The 22,456-nt window shown below is 40.9% G+C and carries 21 protein-coding genes and 4 pseudogenes; 3 read left to right on the top strand and 22 right to left on the bottom strand.

All coding sequences use genetic code 11. The features are described 5' to 3' along the window. Nucleotides 1-1,082: 1,082 nt before the first annotated feature. A complete protein-coding gene (locus tag AB6D80_RS09430; protein WP_017099404.1) occupies nt 1,083-3,683 on the top strand; it encodes an Ig-like domain-containing protein in 2,601 nt (866 codons plus the stop codon). Between the two features lie 261 nt (nt 3,684-3,944). Here the strand turns inward: AB6D80_RS09430 and AB6D80_RS09425 are convergent. The 9 genes and pseudogenes from AB6D80_RS09425 to AB6D80_RS09385 all read right to left on the bottom strand — a co-directional run bounded on the left by AB6D80_RS09425 (nt 3,945) and on the right by AB6D80_RS09385 (nt 9,686). Beyond that, a pseudogene (locus AB6D80_RS09425) lies at nt 3,945-4,214 on the bottom strand (hypothetical protein). Nucleotides 4,215-4,397: 183 nt separating this feature from the next. Next, a pseudogene (locus tag AB6D80_RS09420) lies at nt 4,398-4,556 on the bottom strand (helix-turn-helix domain-containing protein); the annotation flags it as partial. A 193-nt stretch (nt 4,557-4,749) separates the two neighbouring features. Next, complete coding sequence (locus AB6D80_RS09415) at nt 4,750-5,043, bottom strand: HigA family addiction module antitoxin (protein WP_017101335.1); 294 nt, start codon at nt 5,041-5,043, stop codon at nt 4,750-4,752. Between the two features lie 89 nt (nt 5,044-5,132). Further along, a complete protein-coding gene (locus tag AB6D80_RS09410) occupies nt 5,133-5,438 on the bottom strand; it encodes a type II toxin-antitoxin system RelE/ParE family toxin (RefSeq protein WP_029225531.1) in 306 nt (101 codons plus the stop codon). A 187-nt stretch (nt 5,439-5,625) separates the two neighbouring features. Further along, on the bottom strand, nt 5,626-6,183 hold the full coding sequence (locus tag AB6D80_RS09405; protein ID WP_069591726.1) for a recombinase family protein: 558 nt from the start codon (nt 6,181-6,183) through the stop codon (nt 5,626-5,628). 210 nt (nt 6,184-6,393) lie between these two features. Then, nucleotides 6,394-7,935, bottom strand: a complete 1,542-nt coding sequence (locus AB6D80_RS09400; protein WP_017100280.1) for a PAS domain-containing methyl-accepting chemotaxis protein — start codon at nt 7,933-7,935, stop codon at nt 6,394-6,396. A 688-nt stretch (nt 7,936-8,623) separates the two neighbouring features. Beyond that, entirely contained in the window at nt 8,624-8,779 is a 156-nt protein-coding gene (locus AB6D80_RS09395; protein WP_158007051.1) for a hypothetical protein, read from the bottom strand. Between the two features lie 306 nt (nt 8,780-9,085). Then, on the bottom strand, nt 9,086-9,364 hold the full coding sequence (locus AB6D80_RS09390) for a helix-turn-helix domain-containing protein (protein ID WP_017102026.1): 279 nt from the start codon (nt 9,362-9,364) through the stop codon (nt 9,086-9,088). Beyond that, nucleotides 9,361-9,686, bottom strand: a pseudogene (locus tag AB6D80_RS09385) (type II toxin-antitoxin system RelE/ParE family toxin). The gene AB6D80_RS09390 and the pseudogene AB6D80_RS09385 overlap by 4 nt, the downstream one beginning before the upstream one ends. A 329-nt stretch (nt 9,687-10,015) precedes the next feature. On the opposite strand from AB6D80_RS09385, the gene AB6D80_RS09380 reads away from it, so the two are divergent. Next, a complete protein-coding gene (locus AB6D80_RS09380; protein ID WP_198927435.1) occupies nt 10,016-10,219 on the top strand; it encodes a hypothetical protein in 204 nt (67 codons plus the stop codon). Between the two features lie 281 nt (nt 10,220-10,500). Here the strand turns inward: AB6D80_RS09380 and AB6D80_RS09375 are convergent, their stop codons facing one another. From AB6D80_RS09375 to AB6D80_RS09355, 5 genes are all read right to left on the bottom strand, one after another. Next, nucleotides 10,501-10,785: a type II toxin-antitoxin system RelE/ParE family toxin gene (locus AB6D80_RS09375; RefSeq protein WP_017100239.1), complete on the bottom strand. Its 285-nt coding sequence runs from the start codon at nt 10,783-10,785 to the stop codon at nt 10,501-10,503. Then, the gene (locus tag AB6D80_RS09370) at nt 10,775-11,026 is read right to left on the bottom strand and encodes a type II toxin-antitoxin system Phd/YefM family antitoxin (protein WP_198594980.1); all 252 of its coding nucleotides are present in this window, start codon (nt 11,024-11,026) and stop codon (nt 10,775-10,777) included. The genes AB6D80_RS09375 and AB6D80_RS09370 overlap by 11 nt, the downstream gene beginning before the upstream one ends. A gap of 351 nt (nt 11,027-11,377) precedes the next feature. Then, complete coding sequence (locus AB6D80_RS09365; protein ID WP_017100241.1) at nt 11,378-11,581, bottom strand: hypothetical protein; 204 nt, start codon at nt 11,579-11,581, stop codon at nt 11,378-11,380. Between the two features lie 2 nt (nt 11,582-11,583). Then, complete coding sequence (locus tag AB6D80_RS09360; protein ID WP_249633883.1) at nt 11,584-11,757, bottom strand: helix-turn-helix domain-containing protein; 174 nt, start codon at nt 11,755-11,757, stop codon at nt 11,584-11,586. Nucleotides 11,758-11,851: 94 nt separating this feature from the next. Continuing rightward, complete coding sequence (locus AB6D80_RS09355) at nt 11,852-12,433, bottom strand: DUF2913 family protein (protein ID WP_017100243.1); 582 nt, start codon at nt 12,431-12,433, stop codon at nt 11,852-11,854. Nucleotides 12,434-13,709: 1,276 nt separating this feature from the next. On the opposite strand from AB6D80_RS09355, the pseudogene AB6D80_RS09350 reads away from it, so the two are divergent. Continuing rightward, nucleotides 13,710-14,468: pseudogene (locus tag AB6D80_RS09350) on the top strand (transposase); the annotation flags it as partial. A gap of 108 nt (nt 14,469-14,576) precedes the next feature. Here AB6D80_RS09350 and AB6D80_RS09345 read toward each other — a convergent pair. The 8 genes from AB6D80_RS09345 to AB6D80_RS09310 all read right to left on the bottom strand — a co-directional run bounded on the left by AB6D80_RS09345 (nt 14,577) and on the right by AB6D80_RS09310 (nt 22,456). Next, nucleotides 14,577-15,449 (bottom strand): DnaJ C-terminal domain-containing protein, encoded by an 873-nt coding sequence (locus tag AB6D80_RS09345; protein WP_017100395.1) that lies wholly within the window; start codon nt 15,447-15,449, stop codon nt 14,577-14,579. 141 nt (nt 15,450-15,590) lie between these two features. Then, on the bottom strand, nt 15,591-17,480 hold the full coding sequence (gene dnaK / locus AB6D80_RS09340; protein ID WP_102258078.1) for a molecular chaperone DnaK: 1,890 nt from the start codon (nt 17,478-17,480) through the stop codon (nt 15,591-15,593). 178 nt (nt 17,481-17,658) lie between these two features. Then, nucleotides 17,659-18,078 (bottom strand): Hsp20 family protein, encoded by a 420-nt coding sequence (locus AB6D80_RS09335; RefSeq protein ID WP_017091829.1) that lies wholly within the window; start codon nt 18,076-18,078, stop codon nt 17,659-17,661. Nucleotides 18,079-18,509: 431 nt separating this feature from the next. Then, nucleotides 18,510-19,019, bottom strand: a complete 510-nt coding sequence (locus AB6D80_RS09330) for a hypothetical protein (RefSeq protein ID WP_102421416.1) — start codon at nt 19,017-19,019, stop codon at nt 18,510-18,512. A gap of 605 nt (nt 19,020-19,624) precedes the next feature. Further along, the gene (locus AB6D80_RS09325) at nt 19,625-19,903 is read right to left on the bottom strand and encodes a hypothetical protein (protein WP_017098235.1); all 279 of its coding nucleotides are present in this window, start codon (nt 19,901-19,903) and stop codon (nt 19,625-19,627) included. 64 nt (nt 19,904-19,967) lie between these two features. Then, nucleotides 19,968-20,135: a DUF2913 family protein gene (locus tag AB6D80_RS09320; protein WP_017098234.1), complete on the bottom strand. Its 168-nt coding sequence runs from the start codon at nt 20,133-20,135 to the stop codon at nt 19,968-19,970. Between the two features lie 572 nt (nt 20,136-20,707). Further along, nucleotides 20,708-21,916 (bottom strand): hypothetical protein, encoded by a 1,209-nt coding sequence (locus AB6D80_RS09315; protein WP_371701478.1) that lies wholly within the window; start codon nt 21,914-21,916, stop codon nt 20,708-20,710. Between the two features lie 69 nt (nt 21,917-21,985). Next, nucleotides 21,986-22,456: a type II toxin-antitoxin system death-on-curing family toxin gene (locus AB6D80_RS09310; RefSeq protein ID WP_372188381.1), complete on the bottom strand. Its 471-nt coding sequence runs from the start codon at nt 22,454-22,456 to the stop codon at nt 21,986-21,988.

Below are 22,456 nucleotides of genomic sequence, written 5' to 3'. Positions count from 1 at the left end.
TCATTTTTTGGTGAGCTTTCGTGCCCAGCGGCGAAACGCTGGTCGCTGAACATCGGTTTAGAGAGAGTTGGGCTTGAGTGTCGTTGTGCCATGAGGAGTTTCCTTTCTGTTTGAGTATCACTTTATGGAGCCGCTTGGCTGCCCCTACCTCAAACAGGGTTCTTCTCTGCAGGGGCGCGAAGCGTTCATTCACCCTTGCAGAGAAGGTTCTGATTTAGGAGGGTCAACAGTCTGCGAGCCCCATCAAATGATGCGAGTCGAAAGGAAAACCGGCACATAAGGCAACAAGCCCTTACTCGAACTTAATGGATGTCAGTGAAAGGAGTGAGAAGGTACGACGAACGGCAACGAGGAAGAATGACGAGGCGCTGGCGTTCAGGATTGCAGCGATATCCTTTTAGATAGGGACTGTAGAGAGGCACATTCTGAGGCGGCACGCAGTGACTCATCAGGGTGATGCCACTCTTAGGCCATAGGTGAAAGATACAAGCAAAAAGCCTTGCCCAAAGGGTAACGCCCAAGTCCACCATAGTTTTTAAGGTAGTGAATTGCTAAATAAAAAAAAAGGGGGGGGGTTCCCCGCAATTATCACAAAAATAAGACGTTCAAAATGCCAACAATACTCAGCCTTACATTTAAGGTGAAGAATTACTGATAGACCAACAAACATATAAAACTCAAATAAATCCTCAGTTTATATATTAACTGTGAAACGCCTCAGATGTGAGGCGTTTTTGCTCTTAAAAACGACAAAGTCGCTTGGTGATAACAGCGATTAGAGCATTTTCTTCAAATGATAATTGTCCAAAACCTTCACAGGCTGAATTTTTACCCGTGGTACATTCTACCTCAGAAATGCCCCAAAACGTTCTAGAACCCATCTAGATCGTAATAGAACTAGCTAATGTGTAAAGCAAACACATTACTTTGAAAAAACTCCCGTCCGCACCCAAGTATACACATCTCCAAAAGTCATTACTTAGGGAGAGTTGTGATATTCTTATATATGAGCTAAGTTGTTGGTTACAAGTAACTTAAAAAAATCTGGGCTTAGTTTTTTCATGGATATCAAGGATGGTAATATGACTCCAAAGTCAATAATTTTATTTGGACTACTTTTTAGCTCTTTGAGCGTACAATCTGCCACTTATACGGTAACAACAAGTAGTGATCAAGGCATAGGCTCACTTCGAGATTTCATCGAAAAGGCCAATGCTAATCCTGGTTTAGATACTATCGAAATACCGGCTTCATATAATGCACAAGCACCTATCTCGCCTAATTTGGGTGAAGTCCCTTCAGGTCAAACCGACAACCGAATGACAATTACTGATGATATTATCATTCGAGGATTAGGCGATGATTATGTCCACATTAATGACCATCAACGCTGGGTTTCTGATACTGGCTCATTTAATACTGGTTATCCGAATGATCCTAACAATCTGATTCTAAGATCATCTGGTCTTTTATTTGACATTAATCCTCGAAATACCGCAGGGCGCACCATCGATGCCACCATTGAAAATGTGTGGGCAGAACACATGTCAGGTTTTATCTTTTCCGATAACGCTAATGTAACACTCAATAACGTTATCCTATATAGGATAGTGCCTAGGCAAGGAGAGGCATCCATCATGTCTACTCAAGATGGCTTGGTTACAATAAAAGATTCATTTATATTCGAAAATCTTGGTCCAAGATCAGCACCTACCCTTATTTTTAATAGTGATGTTTTTATTGAAAATACGGCTTTTGAATCTAATGGACCATTGGTTGAAAGCACAGCCAGTCATGTTATTCAAGTTAGTCAAGATAGTTCAGGCAGCAGCACAACGGCAGTCATCAAAGATAGTATATTTAAAGGCTTATTTAATTCTACTTTTAGATTTAATGAAGCTGATGCACAAATTATAAATACTTTATTTGATGGAAGGGATGCTAATAGAGGTTGGCCAATCTATGTCAATAAAGGAAAATTGACGCTAACCAATAGTACGCTGTATTACCCGACTATTACTAAAAATGTAGACCCTGCTACTTACAAAGCGACCCATATAGAGTTAATCAATAGTGCTCAGCTTATAGCCAATAACAATCTACTCGTTATAATCGATGGTGCAAATAATGTTGGCTCTGCAATTTATCCAACTGATTGGGACGATACAACTATTTACCCATTATCAGAGAACAACAATAACTTTATTTCGACACCTGGTGTCGATGACACCCCTAATACTGGCCTGTCACTTGCAGGGTGCGTTACAACTAATTGTTTCGTTCCAAACACGCTTTCAATAGCGCTTGTTGATAAAGGCGACGACGCTAAAGCGCTATATGCCGATGGAAGCTCAATCATATCAGATTACCTCAAGCAAACCCGCCCACAGGGGTTGAGTATCGACATTGGCGCATTCGAAAAACATGAATCTCTTTATGCTCACCCAGATAGCTATGAGGTTGATCAAGATACTAAGTTGATTGTATCTAGCCAAGATGGAGTGCTTAAAAATGATACCAATGAAAATTCAGCAGCCGCTACATTAGACCAAGATGCTTTGTATGGAAGTGTCACATTGAATGCAGACGGCAGTTTTGAGTATCAACCTGATGCTGATTATTATGGCAATGATGAATTTTATTATTCAATCAATACGAGCCAAGCAAAAGTATCAATAACAATTCTCTCCACAGGTTGGACTCTTATCCCTAACAATGCTGCGCCAGTTGCTAATAATGATAGCTACTCACTTTACGCAGACAGTATTGATACCATTGTTGCACCAGGTGTGTTGCTTAACGATACAGATGATGCAAATACACAAGCTCCTTTTTATGCAGATTTAACTGCGCGAATCTATAAACAACCAATGCATGGGTCGGTAACACTTAAGGAGACTGGTGAATTCATTTACACGCCTGACGCTGGTTTTATAGGCGATGATAGCTTTGAATATGATGTTACAGATATTGGAACAAGACATAGTTACCCTGCTACCGTTAATCTTCATATTCAAGCCGGTGTTCCTTATGGGGGGAAGGTTATCGCGGGAACCAGCAGTGGTGGTTCTATAGGGTTCTTAAGCACGCTGCTATTGACGATACTCGCACTGTTTAGACATCAAAAGTCACTTGCCGTTAAAGTGGTCGTCCCACTATTGTTAAGTGTTTCTCCTTTCGCTCATTCTGCAGAAGAGAATAACGGAATATATGTAACAGCTAATCCTGGGATTTCATGGTTAGAGCCAGATACTGACCACAACGCGTGGAGTCAGGAAAGTAACAGTCAGTTTTCTTTCGGAAGTAGCTTAGGGTACCAATTTGATAATAACGCGAGTATCCAGTTTACTTATCGTTGGCTAAATAGTGTCGATTTGAAAGCAGAACATACGCAATATAATGATATGACGGTCGATTACCAACATTACAGCTTTAACTTTGTTTATCGAGTTACGCAGCTTTGGGGCGATAAATTCGCCCCGTACTTCAGTTTGGGCTTAGGTTATCTTGATGCAAGTTCGAACCACGCGGAAGATTTCGAGGTGGAGGATAATGTTCACCCCAACATAGGCGTCGGCGTGAATGTATTGGACTTTGGTCAAATTAAGTCAGATCTACAATGGCATCATTTAGCAGGTGATGTTGATACCCTCGAACTCGTGTTTTCTTATTACTTCAAGTAATTCAACTAAGAACAGTGCTTTTAGCTGTTCTTAGCCAGAGCTATCAGTTAGCACCTCTTCATACATAATTTAAGGGTATTACGGTTGCTCCCTGCGATGATTTGGAATTGTTCATCAATTGGGAGCACCCAGTATCTGACCTTTCCAATCAATACAATGCAATGAGTTAAGGGACTTTTACACTTGCATTTATTCATGACTCGCTAACTTAGCAAAGGCATTAACAAGCTTCTGTCCAAAAATGAGTTTCAGAAGCATCGTTTAATCAAGCCAGGTGAGTGCCTTATCAAACCCCTCTGGCGTTATATTGATGTACCAATCTAGCTCCACTTTTTTGCGCATGACCAGTCCACACTCTTCAAGAGCTTTACATGAAACTCGGAAGTTGTTCGGGTGAATATCTCTCCCAAGCACTTGATTGACGGCCAGGTTGATGACGGTTGACTTACCTTATTTTACTCCTTTGATGAACGCCTTGGCCAAACATCTTAAGACCTCTTTCTGAACTTGGCTCATTATTGCTTTTTTCATTCTCTCTGCCTCTTAATCATTGCAACAATAATTAAATTAAAATTCTGAAAATTTATTTATTTTATCAAGGGTAGGTTCGTGCTGGCTGCTATATGCTTGCATGTAGAGTCAGTATGAAGCCGACAGAACGAAGCAACGTCAGTCAGCTCTTTACTCATTTAAAGAACAGCTTTATTCGCGATTCTAAAGAGAGATATTTTTTCCTAAAACCTTATAGACCGTAGTCCTACTGCACTCTAACTCTTTACTGATCGCATGCTTGTTCATTCCTCGGTCTGCAAGCTCTTGAGTACGCGTATGAAGCGTCTTATTAGGAAATCGGCCAAGATGCCGTCCTTCAGAGGGATTTAGAAGAAGAAAGTGAGTGATTTTTGCGATCTCGTAGCTATTAGAGAAAGGAAGTGTGCAAAAACCACTCAAAAGTTGGCTATAACATATTGTGCATTAAACACAAAAACGACTCCTTATTGAGAGCCGTTTTTATTGGGATTCTACTTTTACTATTTGGTGTTCTTTATATTTTTCTCATTAACAATTAAGCTTGTGTTTTAAATGGGATAATTGGTGTTTCTATTTCCATGCTTTCAGCTTCCCAAGTATCTAATTTAGCTTGCATCATAATCCAAATGCCAACGCCAGTTCCGGTCGTTTCTGCTAGGCGTCTAGCCATTGCATGTGAGCATTTGGCTTTACCGTTAACAAATTCACTTAGTGCTTTTCTTGTTACACCTAAGTTCACTGCTGCTTCGGTAATTGATATTCCTCTTTCATCCAAAATAGTGTGTTTAAAAAACTTACCTGGATGTGATGGTTTTCTCGTCATTCTCATTTCTACTCTCCTAAAGCCTACCTTGTATGTAACGAGATAGACTAAGGTCACATATATCGTGACCCGTAACCTAATCTTTTATTAGGCAGCTATCGGGCTTTTATTTTTTTCCCGTGATAATCGATATAATCAAGAAATTCAGCGCCTTCATCTTGTATTTGAAAAGTTATTCGCCAATTTCCATTAACTTTTATACTGTAAACCCCTTTACCAGAACCTTTCTTTTCAGAAAATTTATCTCTATAAATTGCTTTCAGATCTTTAGGGTGGTGTGAAGCATCGACAGCATCCAGTATAAACGCAATGCTATCGATGTGATTTGGGTTTAAGCCACTTTCGTTTCCGTCATAGTAAAATTGCTTAAGCCCTTTATGCGAAAAATTTTTGATAGCCAAAATGAGATCCTCCATAGGCAGTTGTTAAATATTTTCATTAAGCTAATGATATCCATTTGATATTCCTTTTTAATTTTTTTTGTTATCAAAGAACTCGTACCTAGCTATTGAATATATTTTGCCTACGCAGTTCACATAGAGGTCGGTATTTGCAACCTTTACAATGTAACCCGTAACGTAACAGGTGTCAATCATTTATCTTTACACCTTCTAGAACTTTATAAACAGTAGTTCGACTGCATTCTAACTTTTTACTGATCGCATGTTTATTCATACCTTGCTCTGTAAGGTCTTGAATGCGTTGATGAAGACTCTTATCAGGAAATCGCCCGAGGTGCCTACCTTCAGAGCGTGCACGCTCCCTTCCCTCATTACAGCGCTGTAAGATTCGTTTTCTTTCCATTTCAGCAAACGCCGATATGGTCGTGTAAATAACTCGACCTACATCGCTATTGATATCTAAATCCCCCAAGTCATGAAACACCAAACCCGCTTTCTTTTGCGCTAGTTGATCGGCAATTTGCAAAGCATCGATGGTATTTCGAGCAATGCGGTCGACTTTGGTAACATGAATAACATCTCCCTCCCTTGCAAAATCCAGCAACAGGTTAAGCTGTTCTCTATCAGAGGATTTACCGCTCGCTTGCTCTTGGTAAATTTTTTCACAACCAAGACGTTTAAGTTGTTCAAGTTGAACATCGAGCGTTTGGTCTTGGGTGCTAACACGAGCATAACCAATTTTCATGGAATGAACCTTAAAGTGAACTTAAAGATATTGATACACAAGTGTACATGTTCACTTTAAATTATAAAGATTAACTGAACAGTTATTAAATGATTGTGAGCAATGTCCATAAAGTTACTAGCCCAGCGATGAACAATGGCTAAAAGCAGCCAACGAAAAGCTCTACAACGCTCTGACATGCGGTAGTTGCAGCTCTTGCTTAGTTAAGACTTACTGAAATTGCTTCATCAAACGTTGTAATGCTTTTATTCGATCAACCAATACGCCCGTGCGTTCGATTGATGTTTGAGAGGTCGCTGAAGTTTCGTTTGCTAGTGCTTTGATGTTTGAAACGTTACGATTTACTTCCTGAGTTACTATCGCTTGTTGGTCAACCGCTGTGGCGATTTGCATGCTACTGTCTGAAACCATGTTTAGCTTATCAGAAATAGCTTGTAAGACATTACCACTCTCATTTGCTTGCTCTTTGCATCGAACTGACAACTCACCACCTTTCTCCATTGAATTAACGGCACGGTTTGCTGTTTGCTGAAGCTGTGCAATCATAGAGTGAATTTCATTCGCAGACTCGCCTGTTTTCGAAGCTAGGTTCCGTACCTCATCGGCAACAACTGCGAAACCACGACCAGCTTCACCAGCACGGGCTGCCTCAATTGCAGCATTTAGAGCAAGAAGATTGGTTTGCTCTGAAATAGTTGTAATTAGCTTAAGAATCGTTTCAATTTGTTGGCTGTCTTGTGCAAGTTGGGTGATGATAGAACGAGTCTGTGCCAGTTCATGGGTTAATGAGTTGATCTCATTAATTGTGCTCTTAATACTTCGAAGTCCTTCTTTTGATTCATTATCTGCTTCCTCAGCTAGTTTGGAGGCATTGCCCGCTGATTTGGCCACATCATCAATCGAATGGCTAAGTTCTTCAATAGCAGTAGCTACTTGTTCAGTTTCATGGCATTGGCGGTCGAGGCTTTGTCCTACGGATTGAATGGTGCCGAGCTCGTCTTCAGCAGAAAGTAAGATATCACCTGAAGTTTCTGTTGCTCTGGCACAGACCGCGCGAAGTTCAGCACTTTTCATCATTAGTGCTAATTCAAGGCGCGAGTAATCATCAAAGTGATCTGCGTATAGCATTTCCATCAGGGGGTTGTCATAGATCGACTTTGCCAACTCTTTAGCGATGTTGAAGCGGTGTCTCTGTATAAACACCAGTGACATTAAAATCGTACTGATAAGCGCTATCGATAAGGCAGGAATGGTCGGTTGTATCGTCGCTGATGCTATAGAAATAAGAGCGAGAATGGTACTAAAGGCAGCTGCAATATTGTGAAACGCGACTCTTGGCTTAACTTTATAAGCGCCAGTATTTATTTTTTGATAGAGCTTGGTTGCTCGATCGGTCTGCGCTTCGGTAGGCTTAGTTCGAACAGATTGATACTCAATTGTAGAGCCATCTACACCTTTGATAGGGGTGACGAAAGCAGATACCCAATAGTGCTTTTCTCCCTTACATTGATTTTTTACTAGTCCCATCCAGCTTTTGCCAGATTGAAGATAGTCCCACATCTGTCTAAATGCCGCTTTTGGCATATCTTTGTGGCGTACCAAATTGTGAGGGTTGGCAATCAGTTCTTCTTCACCATATCCAGCTATATCGCAAAACTCCTGGTTAGCATAAGTTATGTAGCTTTTAGGATCGGTGGTTGATATTAAATTTGCTGATTCTGGATAGTCATTGTTGAGCTGTTTGTCGTTCACTATTAACGGGTCTCTCTATTTCTTATATCTAGAACATCTGCGTCATCGAAATATATGTCTTTACCATTCGATGCTTGCTATATTCATAACTTATAAGCATTTATGCTACGCTATACATAAGTGTTTGAAATATGATGTAGATCAAATAGTAGACTTATTTATAAAAAGCTTAATGAATCACCTCAAAACTGTCGGCAAGCGGACAGATGGTAGCGACTAAAAGATAGTCGTACCGAGCACTAAGGAAGTTTGGCAAAGAGAGAATAAACTAAGAACAAAATCTGAAATTGAAGCATGGATTAGATTCCTCATTCTCGCGAAGGGAAAGCCTCCGAAGCTACTAGATTCAATGAAATAGTATTTACTCTAGCTTGCTTTGTGGCATTTTCGAGCTAGAAAATGCCATGTGTTAAAATTCAGATTGTGACGTTTTTGGATATTTCTGTGTCAGTGATTTTGCTAAATTAGCAACTCATGAATAACTACAGGTATGGAAAGTCATTGACTTGGTGCCCAGCGTGAATAGACCAGTTCAAGGCGCAATGCCCCTCTTTACTTAATAAAGTGGCTTCGGGCTTGTTCAACACTAGGGATTTAGGGTTGGCTGCGCAACACTTTAATCCTTATTTGTTAGCGGTTTTGTCGCAAATCTAGTTAGAGGCGTGACAGACCAACTCTACAGATACAATTATATTACGAGTGCGTAGAATCTCTCAAAGGCCATCTGACCTTCAACATCTATCTGCTCTTGTTTATACATCGTCCACACTTCTCGTCCATGCAAACTTGCCAAGGCTCCTTCCATTGACTTCCAACCTAGTGCTTGACGTGTTTTCTGCTTCACCCATACGCCACGAGTCAGACACCGGCTTCTTTCTACGCCTCCCTCTATGCTCCAATACTGGTGTAAATTTGATAACCCAACGATTAATAGTAGCGTGATCCACAACGACTCCGCGCTCTAATTGTATCTCTTCAATTTCACGATAACTGAGTTTATAGGCGAGATAATAACGTACGGTTTCGAGAAGAACTTCAGAGGGAAAGTGGCAGCCTTTAAACATTAAGAATCAGTATCATGAATAGAAATTAAGCAAATCTTAACTTAAAGGCTCAAAGTTTGCGACAGAACCGAGATTTGATATAACGTCTAAGCGTGTGTGAAGCCAAAGTCTAATTGGCAACCACACGCCTTAGCGTATTTCATTAATGTTTTAATAGTGGGGTTTCCTGTTCCCTTTTCGAGCCTAGAAACATTAGATTCTTTAGTACCCATGCGCTCTGCTACTTCTTGCTGGGTTAGCCCCGAAGACTCACGCATAGAAAGGAGAGTATTGATAAACTTAAACTCTGGCTCAAGCGCGTCATACTCTGCTTTCACTTTGGGGTTCGATAACGCTTTTTTCTTTAGAGATTGTAAGCTACTCATTTTTTAACCTCTTTCATTCTTACTTTGGCTAAAGTTATGTCTTTCTTAGGTGTTTTCTGGCTCTTTTTAACAAAAGCATGAAGCACGTTGATATTTTTACCTTCTAAATAACAGAACAGGCCACGACCAATACAATACCCTCTTGAGCTTTCGCTCGAATCTCAAACAGTCCATCACCCATTGATTTTGTGTGGGGTTCTCCAAGGTTTGCCCCATGTCCCTCCATAAGTTCAAGCAGCTTTAACATTCTTGCTTGCACCTTAGGCGGCCTATCTAAAATAGCTTCTTCGACACCATCATAAAGTTGAAGGTTCCAACTCATCGTTGTGTACCTACGTTTATTATTATAGTTAGGTGAGCTTATCATATATGATAAGCTCACCTATATCAAAAAGCCACATCAGCAATGGCTAATATACATACTGTATTCGTCTCTATCAGCCTCAATGTAGTTTCGAGAGACTTGTTACCTAACATGAAATGAGAACCTCAAACAAACGCTATCGAAAAGGACTCACGATAGAGCAACACATTGAACGACTAACCCAATTCAAATTCCTATCTAAACGCGGGGTCAAAATCATGCTTTCAGGGTATCCGGCCGAATTATACGACTCGCTATTAACGGACTGGCGGACGTATGAGTTTAACGTGATGACACGGGGTGGTGTGAGACGAGAAAAATTGTGGATGAATTACGAAGCCGATAGTTTGCACTGGTCAGCTTATGCAGGGGTTAACTTTACCGACCGACTACGCATTAAACGAAAAGCCCAACGATGGGCTAAAAACTACCAAGCGTTAGAGCCAAAAGAAAGACTAGCAGTGTTGGCCGCTATGATGGAAGTAGAATAGACAGATTTAACTGTGTTGGCCACAGTGCAAAAGTTAGGAAAAAACGCTCCTTTCACTTAAGAGCAGGTAAATGACACACTCTTTGAATGACTCACTTTAGTTTCTCTCAAGATATTCAACCAACTTGACGTACTCTTCTATGGTGAATGGTTCTGACGAATTTAAAACGGTTCGCCTAATGAGCTCCTTGGTCATGTTAAGAGAGCAATTGAGATATTGTTGGGTGACAAAGATCAGTTTCGAAAAAGACGGATTATTGATCACCAACGAATTTTCCCTCTCTACAATCGCTTTGCTGCAATCTTATAAACTTGATTACGCTCACGCTTACCAACTGCCACTACAGAAACAATCACTTCTTGATCTCTCACCTGATAAACAAGTCGATATCCCGCACTTCTCAGTTTTATCTTGTAACAGTCTTGCATGCTGCTTAACTTTGCCGATGACACATATGGATTTTCTAGACGTTCAATCAGCTTCTTTTTAAACTGAGATCTAATGGTGCTATCCAACTTGTACCACTCTTTCTCAGCCTCAACCTTGAAAACTAACTTATAAGTCATCGATGCTGATCTCTATTTCTTCTGAATGTTCACGCTCTTTAACTATCTGAGTAAGCTCAATATCTTCCAGTTTATCCATGAGCATTTCATAAGCATCAGCAGGAACGCAGTAAAATGCAGGTTGATTGCGATTCAATACTGCAACGGGAAACCCATCGGCTTGTTCAATGACTGCCATAGGGTTTTTTTTCAGCTCGCTAATACTAGTTGAGTTGTCAGCGAGAATGGGACGAACAGTTATCATAACTTAATCCTTAATGACCATTTAACAATACCAACAATAAGTCTTTAAGGTTATAAAGTCAAAAAAGACCTGTTAACAGGTCTCAAAAACACACTCGTTATTGTCGATGAGTATAGGCAGGGCATGTGTGCAAATTCCTATTTACACGAAGATACACACACGCTAACGGTGGAAAGCGTAGAAATCAATGTTCTAGATACTGGTGCTACTAGGTTTGGGGGAAAACGGATAAAGCACAAGCTCTTGAAAAACACGGTCAGTATGTGCTGGCGACAAGTTATCGTAGCCAAGAAATATCTGTCTATTTTTATGAACTTCGACCATACAATAAGCTTGTCGCTAACAATCTCAAGTATTGATATTAACCCACGACCCGTTAACTTTTTTGGCAACAAGAATGCCCGCTACATCAAATACCTGAATAAGAATTGATTCATTATTTTGAGCGGCATTAGACGCCGACGTTTTTACACCTTTCATTCCTTTCATATAGCCACTGTACTCGTTGAGTATAACATCACCAATAGAAAGCTTAACGTTATAAAAAGCCATATCTACATCTCCTTACGGGACGAATTGAGGTGTAAATCCCTTCTCGATTGCAGAAGCCGCTCATATTTAGCACTCAATGTTCCCCTGTTCATTCCCAAGAACCTTGCGGCTTTGGTTATATTTCCTCTCGTATGTATAACCGTCTCGTCAATAAGAAGCTCCTCAACGACTTTCATCACGTAGCTTAAGTCATGTGTAGCCATTGTAGAGCCTACCTCTACTAACTGAGCTTGGATTAACTCTCTAATTTTTGGTTGATCTATCAAGTGACTATTCCTTCCTATGCAGCAACAAATGAATCACTTCATGCTCATCAACAAAATCGACTTCGACGCGATAAGTGCCTTTGCTTTGTACTGAATCAATCAAAGCTTTTAATCGGTGAGTTTTCACGGTCATTGCCAGTGGTTTGATTTGAATATTTTCAGCATCAAATCCTTTTTCGATTTCTTCCTGCGTCATATATAGGGTATCCACTTCCATTGCTTCATTCGTGTTTTCTAGCATAGAGGGAAATTGGTGTTGTTCAAAAATATCGGTCAGCATGATGTAAAGCTCATCAGCCTGCGAAAAACGGGCTTGATAGCTCAAATTAACGTCATTCATCTCCCACAACCTTTGTTCAAGGTTGCCGCCGGCATGTCGACCAATACTCAGCATCGTTTTAATTTCTTTTCTACAGTTCGCAAATTGGGTCTGTTTAACTTTAGGTTTGATGAACTTCACCAAATATTCATTTCTTTTTTTTACTGTCCAGTACCCACCATCGTTTTTAATCGAACAATACAAAGCAAGAAGCGCGTTGGTCACGAGTTCATTGAAGGCTTGGAAATATTTCAGCTTACGACTCATATTTATACTTAGAGGTTGAGAATAGAGTAATGTTATCAGAAACCTGTTAGCCCTTACAGAATCTGGCTAGAGAGCAAACTATGGCCTGACTGCTGAAATGGTGAATGGTTCTGACAAATTTAAAACGGTTCGCTTAATGAGATCATTGGTGATGTTAAGAGAGCAATTGAGATATTGTTGGGTGACAAAGATCAGTTTCGAAAAAAACGGATTATTGTTCACTAATGGCTTTCTCCCTTTCACTCGAACTTCAGAACGCTCGACCACGTGATCACCCTCTCCGTCCTCGGTACACACCCATTCATTTATATTCAAGTTCAAATCCAATAAGATAGATTTGTGCTGGTTGCTATATGCTTGCATGTAGAGACAGTGCAAAGCCGACAAGCAATCGCGCGTCAGTTTTTACATTCAACGGCAAATTCAAAGTTTAAACGCATAGGTCCAATTAAGCTCCATTATTTTTTCCAGTCACGCCATAAACTTAATGTTTAACTGACTATAACTGTCTGATTAATTGTTTAACTATTTTCATCTAATCATTCCTTGGTTTCCCTATCGAGAGCACCAAAAAGATTTCAGCTTACTTGATATTACTCTCGTCATGAGAGCGTCTAGCTCGCTAGCAAGATCTCGGAAATAAGCCGCCCATAATTTAGTCTGCTTTTTAGACAACTTCACCTCAGCAAGTAACTCATCAATTGAAAACTTTCGCTCTGGGATATCAGGAGAAAGATAAAGAGTCAGCTTTCCCACCTTAGTCATTTCTAGATGGGGAGCCAATTGTAGTGGTCTAATGATCCCGGACACCAAATTAGGTGGTAAAGTCTCCACCATAAAAGAAGACTCCATTTTTATTCTTGATTTTTTAATGCTAACAAAAGATCCCGCATCAGGATCAATTTTTAAATAAAGTCTGATAGCGGTCAGCTAGATTGAAATCAAAAAGCTCTAGTTTTGAGACTTAGAGGGCGAAATCGAGTCGAAATGAAAACGCATCACAAGTGTTTAACATTTAACAGAAAACTGTAATTAACTTTCAGAAGGGAAATCTAGAGTATGGAAAGAGAAGAGGCTGACTTTCGAGCGGTTGTAGCTAGAGTCGTCCCCTACCGCGCAAAAGCCAGCCTAATTTTGTCAATTTAACATATGCTCGATAATACAATCCAAGAAAGAAGCACCGTACGGTGACTAATTTAGGTTCTGTCGCAAACTTTGAGGATTTAAGTTAAGGTTTGCTTGATTTCTACTCATGAAACTGATTCTTAATGTGTAAGGCTGTCACTTTCCTTCTGAAGTTGTTCTTGAAACCGTACGTTATTATCTCGCCTATAAACTCAGTTATCGTGAAATTGAAGAGATACAGCTTGAGCGTAGAGTTGTTGTAGATCACGCCACTATCGATCCGTCGATAAATTTGGAAACGTGATCGATTACTACCTTAGCCCGAACCGTGATGAGGCAGCTGCCAAAGCCTTTCTGAATAAGGCCATTGCACAAAATGGTTTACCAAGCAGGTTACAGCCAAGCAATAAACTTGCGCGGGACAAGAGTGAAGAACTTGGCCCCCCTAGTGGCTGCCATACATCCTCAAACAAACAGTCCATTTCCTGGTGTCGTGGGAGAAGCGAACGGCCATGTCATTGATTTTCTACTCTGCGATCGCCATGATGAGAAAGCGGCTCGCGCCTTCTTTACCAAGGCAATCGGCTATAATGGTTTATCAGAAAAAGTGGTTATCGATAAGAGTGGTACCAACGCGTTAGCGCTGCATAACATCAATTTTCAACTCTGGCTGACGGAGAAGAGACTCAACTTGATTGAAGTATTTCAAGTTAAATATCTGAACAATATAGTTGAGCAAAGTCACCGGAAAGTGAAAGGTAAAATACATCAGTGTTTAGGGGGGAATTTGTATGAGAGAGCCAGTTCCACCCTGGCAGGCGTGGAACTGTGGTCGATAATTAAAAACGGACAGCTCGATAATCCTGAAGGCTTATCTGCTTGGGAGCAATTTTACGCACTAGCAGCCTAATTACATCTAAAAACCAGTACACTTATACTTCATCATAATTTTGCGATACAACCCCACATTATACGGCTTTGGCTCTAGAGCTGGTTTTGTTCATTTTACTTTAAATGACTAAAGCGTTGCTCCAAATTGTTCTAACAACTCACGTTGTGCATCGGTTAGATTTTTGGGTATTTCAACTTGAACCTCCACCAATAGATCGCCCGCTTCACCTTTACGACTTGTCACGCCTTTCCCCGTCATCTTGAATTTACGCCCTGTTTGAGTACCCGCTGGAATTTTGAGTTTAAAGCGACTGTCTAACACATTCACCGTAACTTCCCCCCCTAAAGCCGCAGTAACCATATCAACTTTGGTGTGACAAATAATGTCATTACCATCGCGGTCTAGAAACCCATGTGGTCTGGTTTCAATAATGAATAATAAATCCCCCGAAGGACCACCATTAACGCCTAAACCACCTTTACCGGAGTAACGTATCTTTTCACCATCTTTAATACCCGAAGGGATCTTAACTTTGATTTTTTTCTGTTTACCATTGATTAGCAATTCGACCGTTTTTTCAGCCCCTTGAACCACATCAATAAAGTCTACAGTAAGCGTATATTGGTGATCTTGACCTTTTTGTCCGCGTGGGCGCCCGTGTCCACCACGAGTTTGTGAGAAGAGATCCTCAAACCCTCCACCAAAGCCGCCACGTTGGCGGAAGGCATCACTAAAGAAGTCTTCGAACCCACTGTGACCACCAAAACCACGATTCTCAGATTCAGTATGACAAAATTGGTCATACTGAATGCGCTTTTCTTTGTCTGTTAAAATTTCATAAGCATCTTTTACTTCTTTGAAATTCGCTTCTGCTGTCGCATCTCCGGGATTTTTATCGGGGTGATACTTCACCGCCAACTTCTTGTAGGCTTTTTTAATCTCTTTCTCCGAGGCTCCCTTAGATACACCTAGCACGCTGTAATAATCTCGTTTTGACATGCTAAAAACTCACTCAATTTCTCATTCAAACAAAAAAGGGCGTATGAGTGACCTCTTACGCCCTGAATACCAATAAGTTCACGTCTCCATGATACATAACTCAACGTTTAACAGCTCGAAAGCAATTATCCGTCAGTGGCGTTACTTCATTTCTTCAAACTCAGCATCAACAACATCGTCGTCCTGCTTAGGTTGTTCATCAGCTTGCTGTGCTTGTGCTTTCTGTTGAGTAATTTCCATTAGCTTTTGAGCTGCTTGCATAAGTTCTTGAACTTTAGCGTCGATCACTTCTTTTTCGTCACCAGACTTAGCTAATTCTAGAGCTTCGATAACCGCTTCGATTTTAACTTTCTCGTCTGCAGGTAGAGCTTCACCCGCTTCTTCTACTTGCTTCTTAGTACCGTGAATCATTTGGTCAGCTTGGTTACGTGCAATGACTAGCTCTTCGAACTTCTTGTCCGTTTCTTTGTTAGCTTCTGCCTCTTGTACCATTGCTTCGATCTCTTCCTCAGACAAACCACCTGATGCTTGTATCGTGATCTTTTGCTCTTTACCTGTTGCTTTATCTTTAGCAGATACGTTCAGGATCCCATCCGCGTCTAGGTCGAATGTTACTTCGATTTGTGGCATGCCACGTGGAGCTGGTTGGATACCTTCTAGGTTGAACTGACCAAGAGACTTGTTGTAAGTCGCTTGCTTTCGTTCACCTTGAAGAACGTGGATAGTTACTGCGCTTTGGTTGTCTTCAGCTGTAGAGAACACTTGCACCGCTTTAGTCGGGATAGTTGTGTTTTTCTCGATAAGCTTAGCCATTACCCCGCCCATCGTTTCGATACCGAAAGAGAGAGGAGTAACGTCAAGTAGTAAAACATCTTTAACGTCACCAGCTAGCACTGCACCTTGAACAGCAGCACCCATTGCAACAGCTTCGTCAGGGTTCACATCTTTACGTGGCTCTTTACCGAAGAATTCAGTTACTTTAGCTTGAACCATAGGCATACGAGTTTGACCACCCACTAAGATAACGTCAGTGATTTCGCCTACAGATAGGGCAGCATCTGCAAGAGCTACTTTTAGTGGCTCAAGAGAACGTTGAACTAGGTCTTCAACTAGAGACTCAAGCTTCGCTCGAGTCACTTTGATGTTCATGTGCTTAGGGCCATTCGCATCAGCCGTAACGTAAGGTAGGTTTACGTCAGTTTGAGTAGTAGAAGAAAGCTCGATTTTCGCCTTTTCTGCTGCTTCTTTAACACGCTGCATTGCTAGTGGATCAGTTTTAAGGTCGATACCTTGCTCTTTTTTGAACTCATCTACTAGGTAGTTAATCATGCGGTTATCGAAATCTTCACCACCAAGGTGAGTATCACCGTTAGTTGAAAGAACTTCGAAAGTTTTCTCACCTTCTACTTCATCAATTTCGATGATAGAGATATCGAATGTACCACCACCAAGGTCGTATACAGCGATAGTGCGATCACCACCTTGCTTGTCTAGACCGTAAGCTAGAGCAGCAGCAGTTGGTTCGTTGATGATCCGTTTAACATCTAGGCCTGCGATACGACCAGCATCTTTCGTTGCTTGACGCTGAGCATCGTTGAAGTAAGCAGGAACAGTAACAACTGCGCCAGTTACTTCTTCGCCTAGGAAGTCTTCAGCTGTTTTCTTCATTTTCTTAAGAACTTCAGCAGATACTTGAGGAGCAGCCATTTTTTGGCCTTGCGCTTCAACCCAGGCATCACCGTTGTCAGCCTTAACAATGTTGAAAGGCATGATTTCGATATCGCGTTGAACTTCTTCATCTTCAAAACGACGACCGATTAGACGCTTGATAGCGAATAGGGTGTTTTGAGGGTTAGTAACCGCTTGACGCTTCGCAGGTTGACCAACTAGCGTCTCACCTTCAGTGTATGCGATTACCGAGGCTGTTGTGCGTTCGCCTTCAGTATTTTCTAGTACGCGAGGTTTGTCGCCGTCAAGTACGGCAACACATGAATTTGTTGTCCCTAAGTCAATACCGATAATTTTACTCATAATAAGACCTCTCTTATTAAAATTATTTTTTCTAATGCAAAATATGTAATTCTATTCTTCTATATGAGTACAAGCGTTTAAGTCTTGCACTCTAGTGGTGATAAACAGCAATATTTTTAGACAAGGTTAGTAAAATCGAATACTAAAATCACCTTATCCGATCCTGTTTCCCCAGTCATTATTTGTGGATTGAGATCTGACGGGGTTGCATTGCTTCTGGGACTTCACGGACGAGGTCTACGTGCAGCAAACCATTTCCCATACTCGCTGCTTTAACGGTTACGTAGTCAGCCATCTGGAATTTACGTTCAAAGTTACGCTCTGCGATCCCTTGATAAAGGTAATTAGGTTTAGTTTCTACAGGCTGAACTTCACCGGAAACGATTAACATATTTTCGTTCTGGGTAAGAGTTAGTGCATCTTCAGAAAAACCAGCTACAGCCATCGTAATACGATAGTTGTTTTCGTCTTTCTGCTCGATGTTGTATGGAGGGTAGCCATTACAAGATGGCTTATTCGTGCTACTCTCCGCTAGGTTAAATAGACGTTCAAAACCAATGGCATGACGGTATAGCGGAGAAAAATCTACATTACGCATAATACTATCCTCATAAATAAGCAATAGTTCTTAGTGTTTAGTACACCAAGACCGGAGACAGACTCTATTGCACCACGTAGGCGCCGTAAGACATATGTTCCAGGTGTTAACAGGTTTAAGGAACTCGCTAATGTCGCATACTACAACGTCAACGTTCCTTGATTACAATTGCCCTAGCTTCCCTAAGAAGGCGAAGTGGGCAACTTAAGAACTTCATCTGTCAGTTCGTTTTTTTAAAATATTATCCCAAGAGAAACCTGTCAATACTAACATTAGGTTTTTTTGGTCATTTATAAATTGTTAATTTAGCAAAAGCGCTAGCTCGATTCTGTCAGATTCGATCTAACAGGTTCTTCGCTGGCTCATTCCTACACACAACCCAAATCGCGGGCCTGGATCTGTCAGCATATAATGTATTTTAATGTGACACCCTAAGCGCCAAAACGCACATCAAAACAAAACCCTGAGCACTTAAACGTCCCCTCCCCCTTTGTCACAAATCGCAATGCTGGAAATACTGACCCGTAGTTGGTGTACAGAATGATGTGATCCGCTCGCTCGTGAAGAAACCATTCACCAAAGCCAGCGCCATTTAATTCGATGAAAAAGTCACGGATTTCATGGAAAGCAAAACGACGCGACCCCAATAGCGGAAACTGCTGCTTGATAGCTTCAACGAACCCTTGGTCTTTTAACGCTGCGATATCAGCCTGCTGCTCGGGCGATTGACGACGACTGAACATTTTCAAACGCTGGATTTTGGAAACCCAATCAGACTTTTTTTTCGCCTCATCACGACACTTTTTGACTTGAGAGCGCAACTTCAATACCGCCAAAGGACTAGAGATATCATTTTTTGGTGAGCTTTCGTGCCCCAGCGGCGAAACGCTGGTCGATGAATTTGAATTAGAGAGAGTTGGGATTGAGTTTTGTTGCGCCATGAGAATTTCCTTTCTGTTTGAGTATCACTTTTCGGAGCCGCTTGGCTGTCCGCTCTCTCAACATCGTTCTGCTTTGCAAGGGCGCACAGCGGCAAAGCCTCCCTTGAAAAACAGGTTGTGGGGAGAGACGGTTAACAGCCTGCGAACCCAAAAATGAAGCGAGTGAAAGAAATCGGCGCATAAGAAAACAAGCCCTTATTCGAACTTATTCAAAGACAGAGAGATCAACGAGGAGAGAGGACGAGGTGCCTCGAACGAAGAGAGAAGTGCCTTGGGTGATTGTTCTCAGGAACGTAGAAGCTCATCGAGCAGGCTCGATAAAGCAACTCAAGTTGTCGACAGAGGAGCAAAACGAAGGAATAAACCGAGCGGAGCGAGAACGTCCCAGTGAAGAAGCATCAACAACAGAACCACTCTATTAGAGATAAAACGAAGCACACGTGATAAAAATCAAGTGATAACGACCAGAAAATGAACCATGACCTATGTCCTTATACAATTCATCTCACCTTTCTCTTTGAGAAAGCGTTCATACCTCCTTTTTACTGTGCCACGATCGAGTCCCAATACCTTTGCAGCATAAGTATAGTTTCCTAGGGAATGAATCATGCATTCATCCAACAGCCCCCCTCCACCGCTTTCATCACCACACTCATATCAGGATCGCTATTAGAACTGACATAAACCAACAATCGAGCAGCAAGACATTTCCGAACTTTCAACAGATCGACTAGCATTTGCTTTTCAGTCCTATGCAGTAGCAGATGAATAACTTCCTGATCATCAATATGACCCACTTCCACTCGATAGGTTCCTGTACCTTGGACTTTATCAATCAACGTATTTAATCGATGAGTTTTAACCTTCTTAGAAAAAGGTTTCATTTTCTAACATTGAGGCAAAACACTGCTGTTCAAAGAGAGCGGTCAACATGATGTAGAGCTCATCCTAATGAGTGAATTTGGCTTGATAATTGAGGTTAATTTCGTTCATTTGCCATAAATTTTCCTCTAGGTGGCCCTTGGCATTCCTGCCTATACTCAGCATGGTCTTCAGCTCTTTCTTACATTTAGAATATTGAGGCTGTTTTATCTTTGGCTTGATGAACTCTACCAAAAACTCATTTCTTTTTTTTGTAGGCCAATAGGCTTGGCTTTGGTCAAATGAATAATAACGAGAGGGGAGGCGTTTGAAATCGTTTGGTCTATTGCTTGATAGTACTTTAAGTTAAGGCTCATGAATGGTCGCTAACTCTTATAATCCGGTGGAAGAACGTCCGAAAAGCCTGAGCTCAAGGTAGTCAAGGTGATACAACCGCGCCTCAGCCCAAACATAATTAACAATTAAGGCGTGACTTGAACACGCTAAGAATAACAAGGTTAATCTCGTTATTTAAGTTTATTCAGTACGTTGAAGAATTCTTTGAATTCAACCGTAAATAGAGCACCGACTATTACTGGTAGACCGCTATTAAAAGCGGACCTGCTTAAATTTCCCAACGCCGATAGCAGATCGCTCTTTTAAAATCACGTCTAGTGCTCTCTCAAATACGTACTTATTGCCCTTAATTAAGTCTCGTGCACCACCACTGTTAAACCAGATGAAATGTTTAGGAACAATAAAGTTTGTACACTAAATTAAATGATGGAGTAATAAAGTTTGTACACTATTTCGATTTCAACATCAGTTTACTCTCTATCATCTCCCAACATAACTTGATACACCGAAATTGCGTCCTTTTCTTTAAGCTCTGGCATCACATTTAATGCTCCCCACACAGAGTCGCCTAGCTCTGCTATCAGCCTCCCCTGCATCACAATTCTTGATAAGGTATAACTATTCTCACAAAGGTACCGAAGTGAAATTTTTTCAGGGTCAACTAAACGAAGTTTTTTAGTTCCATTGAGGAAGCAGTTACTTTTTCTACAGCTTTCACAGTCCATTCCTTTATTTTTGGCAAAAACTTCCTTCAATCGTCCTTGCTTTCTTGGTCCTAGATCTAACCAAACTAAGGTTACATTTTCAGCAAAGAACTCATTTAGCTTTTCAGCTTCAAATGAGGAGCACATCAGATACACCCCAGCAAAATCTCTTCGATAGTCAAACTCATACATTTTTTGGTATTTATGCAAGTATTGCCCAGATACTTTCTCAGAAAAGGTTCTCAATTCAGGTTCTTTAAACGTATGATAATTTTCCCAAATCCATTCGGCAAACCTTTTCATAAGGCAACCTGGGGCAAATTTTATAGTAAAGAAATACTTATCTTTCGTATCCCAAGTATCATGGATTTTAAAACTCTGACTCCTAGATCTTGTTGAGGTATGTTGAGCGCCACTAGCTTTCAAAGGATACCTAAACCCTTTACCTCTAAGCAGTTTTCTTACTGCTTTGAGTGATTTGTTGAATCCCATTTCAGGGAGCCGTTCTAAAGGCTGATCATGGATCAAGCATTTATCAGAGACACTCCAAAAGTGACGAAAATACCCGTACCCTACTTGCTCAATTGCCTCTTTAATACAAGGCAAACAATACCTTATATCAAGATTAGATTGGTCCCTCATTCTTGCTTTTCGGCCACTAAAAAAAATCGGCTCTATTTGGGAGGTATAGGTTGTCGGGTTATCAAATAACAAATTACCTTTGCCATTTATAGATAACTCCATGTCAATAAACTCCAATAACAAATGATCTGGATTTTTATGGAACGCGTGCTCATAATTTTTCTGGATAAAAGGTCTGTTCACCCAACAACCAGAATTACCGATAACCCCAACGGGTTTAGCACTGGGATCGTAAGCCCACAGTGTTCTTAATAACGTGCTATGAAGAGACTCATCATTAGGAACCTGCCTACGCAACATTTCTGCTAATTCAAAATCAAAAGTATCACTCATTAAAGTACAACTCTACCATCCCATATAAGCGGGCTTTCACTTTTAACTAAAGGAAAAACTAATCATTTCTTATTGTTGCTTGTTTTCTTCTGCTCGTTGGACCGCTTCATACATTTCTAGCTTCAACACCTCAGAGTACTCATCCTCATACAGGATAGAACTGATAATCTTATGTAATAATTCCTTGCTTATAACATTGTCGGCGACCCAAACTGCAATGTTTTCCATTTCCCGAACGAAATGCTGCACCATGTAGTCAAACCCGTTGAGCTCTAGAAAGTAGGCTCCAAGTGCAAGTGAAGAGCGCTTGTTCCCATCAGTAAAGGCGTGATTTTTATTAATTGAGAATACCAAGTGTGTAAGTTTGTCTTCAATTTCTGGGTAGTACATGTCGTTTTGAATATGCTCCAATGGACTTTCCAAAAGACCAATGTCTTTTGTACCAGCTTTCCCTCCAGCATTATCAATTATCCAGTCATGTGTTTTGACAGCATACGATACATCAAAATAAAAAAATCTTAGTTGAATCTCTCCGGTCAT

It is taken from the genome of Vibrio sp. 10N.247.310.17 (assembly GCF_041466605.1).
Classification (GTDB): Bacteria; Pseudomonadota; Gammaproteobacteria; order Enterobacterales; family Vibrionaceae; genus Vibrio; species Vibrio tasmaniensis_A.
This window is presented reverse-complemented; position numbering and strand designations above follow the sequence as displayed.

Coding starts and splice junctions, on each gene's coding strand:
- AB6D80_RS09430 (WP_017099404.1), top strand. CDS start 1,083: ATGACTCCAAAGTCAATAATTTTATTTGGACTACTTTTTAGCTCTTTG.
- AB6D80_RS09415 (WP_017101335.1), bottom strand. CDS start 5,043: ATGAGAATGACGAGAAAACCATCACATCCAGGTAAGTTTTTTAAACAC.
- AB6D80_RS09405 (WP_069591726.1), bottom strand. CDS start 6,183: ATGAAAATTGGTTATGCTCGTGTTAGCACCCAAGACCAAACGCTCGAT.
- AB6D80_RS09390 (WP_017102026.1), bottom strand. CDS start 9,364: ATGAGTAGCTTACAATCTCTAAAGAAAAAAGCGTTATCGAACCCCAAA.
- AB6D80_RS09375 (WP_017100239.1), bottom strand. CDS start 10,785: ATGACTTATAAGTTAGTTTTCAAGGTTGAGGCTGAGAAAGAGTGGTAC.
- AB6D80_RS09365 (WP_017100241.1), bottom strand. CDS start 11,581: ATGGCTTTTTATAACGTTAAGCTTTCTATTGGTGATGTTATACTCAAC.
- AB6D80_RS09360 (WP_249633883.1), bottom strand. CDS start 11,757: ATGAAAGTCGTTGAGGAGCTTCTTATTGACGAGACGGTTATACATACG.
- AB6D80_RS09355 (WP_017100243.1), bottom strand. CDS start 12,433: ATGAGTCGTAAGCTGAAATATTTCCAAGCCTTCAATGAACTCGTGACC.
- AB6D80_RS09345 (WP_017100395.1), bottom strand. CDS start 15,449: ATGTCAAAACGAGATTATTACAGCGTGCTAGGTGTATCTAAGGGAGCC.
- dnaK (WP_102258078.1), bottom strand. CDS start 17,480: ATGAGTAAAATTATCGGTATTGACTTAGGGACAACAAATTCATGTGTT.
- AB6D80_RS09335 (WP_017091829.1), bottom strand. CDS start 18,078: ATGCGTAATGTAGATTTTTCTCCGCTATACCGTCATGCCATTGGTTTT.
- AB6D80_RS09330 (WP_102421416.1), bottom strand. CDS start 19,019: ATGGCGCAACAAAACTCAATCCCAACTCTCTCTAATTCAAATTCATCG.
- AB6D80_RS09325 (WP_017098235.1), bottom strand. CDS start 19,903: ATGAAACCTTTTTCTAAGAAGGTTAAAACTCATCGATTAAATACGTTG.
- AB6D80_RS09315 (WP_371701478.1), bottom strand. CDS start 21,916: ATGAGTGATACTTTTGATTTTGAATTAGCAGAAATGTTGCGTAGGCAG.
- AB6D80_RS09310 (WP_372188381.1), bottom strand. CDS start 22,456: ATGACCGGAGAGATTCAACTAAGATTTTTTTATTTTGATGTATCGTAT.